Source organism: Oleiphilus sp. HI0067 (genome assembly GCF_001635735.1).
Genome location: NZ_LWFI01000519.1, coordinates 1 through 676 on the forward strand (window position 1 = coordinate 1; position 676 = coordinate 676).

The following is a 676-nucleotide window of genomic DNA, read 5'->3' on the forward strand; positions in this document are numbered from 1 at the left end:
ACTTACGTGCACTTGTATCGAGAATACTCATAGGCACATTCGCCCCAACATTAAATACAACCACTCCGATTTCGCCGATGTTGTTCTCAATATTTTCGAATAGCTCCTGAACTGCATCTTCGCTGCGTGCATCCACACCAAAACCACGTGCTTCATAGCCTTCATCATTAAGTGCTTTGGCTGCCTCTTTGACTAGCTCTTCACTGCGACGAACCATGCATACACTCAAACCCGTCAGGGCAAACTCTCTAGCGATCGCACTGCCAATAGCATCTCCAGCACCAACGATAAGTGCTACTTTTTTATCGCTCATGTATTAAGCAACCTTTGTAAGGCTTACATTTTGTAAGCTGTTGAATTTAATAGAATTCAATATTGTAAGGAATTCTTGGTTTTTTCTAAGCATTATTGAACTCAAATATGGGCTCTAAAGGATCAACATTATAAGCTGCAAGAAGAGAATTAACTGCACTAAATCGAGACTCAGCGCTAGCAAAATTCATGAAAAGTAAGTCATGCTTTCATCGCTTAAAACTTCAGCTGCTAGACAAAAGCCGACATAAAGCTAAGCCAAATTTCTGATGTTAATTACGCAGATTTCTTGGGGGAACGGACGAACTGAACAACATTATTCGAAACTAGTTACGCCTTCTTTTTTACTAAACTCTCAGGAAAG

At 40.2% G+C, this 676-nt stretch carries 1 protein-coding gene; it reads right to left on the reverse strand.

Annotated features, from left to right (window positions below; all coding sequences use genetic code 11):
• Positions 1–313, reverse strand: a 313-nt coding sequence (locus tag A3739_RS06140) for an SDR family NAD(P)-dependent oxidoreductase (protein WP_156502397.1), incomplete at its 3' end; no start/stop codon positions are given.
• Between the last annotated feature and the right edge of the window lie 363 nt (positions 314–676).